The organism is Shewanella sp. 10N.286.51.B7, assembly GCF_002873615.1.
Lineage (GTDB): Bacteria > Pseudomonadota > Gammaproteobacteria > Enterobacterales > Shewanellaceae > Shewanella > Shewanella electrodiphila.
Map to the genome: position 1 here is coordinate 1 of NZ_MCUF01000010.1, position 564 is coordinate 564.

At 28.9% G+C, this 564-nt stretch carries 1 protein-coding gene; it reads right to left on the bottom strand.

Going from position 1 to position 564, the window contains the following annotated elements; genetic code table 11:
* On the bottom strand, positions 1 to 522 hold a 522-nt coding region (locus BCU84_RS20590), incomplete at its 3' end, for a hypothetical protein (RefSeq protein WP_133146607.1).
* Between the last annotated feature and the right edge of the window lie 42 nt (positions 523 to 564).

Below are 564 nucleotides of genomic sequence, written 5' to 3' on the forward strand. Positions count from 1 at the left end.
TATTAAAGGTAATAAAAGGCAAAATGCCATTATAGATAAATATGAAATATATGTAGAATCATCGATTGAGAACAAATATACAGATATTAAACAAACGGCACGACCAATAAAAAAGAAGGTTTGATTCTTCCTTATTGAATACATACTATTAACAATAACAAGTGAAGAACTAAATAGTTGCCATTGTATACCTGCAACAGTCACTGCAATAAGTAGTGATATATAAAATTCATAAAATAAAAAGGAGAAAAAGAAAGTCAATAATGAACTTAATACTAGCACGGAGAGATATGTTGCAAATATTCTTCCCACATTCTCAGGTCCATCTCCTCTAGTAAACATTAAAACAGTACGCTGTATTGAAAAACTTGATATTGATGCAACAGCTGTGCATATAAAAATGGTTAAAGAAAACTTCCCAAAATCAGCAGCACCAAGTTCTTTTGCAATATACAGGCTTGTTAATAAAGATAAAAATGAAGAACCGTAGCGAATAATAGCGGCAATTATAAGATCAATCATTTTATATCAATTTCAATTTAAAGTTAATTTTATATAAGTTAC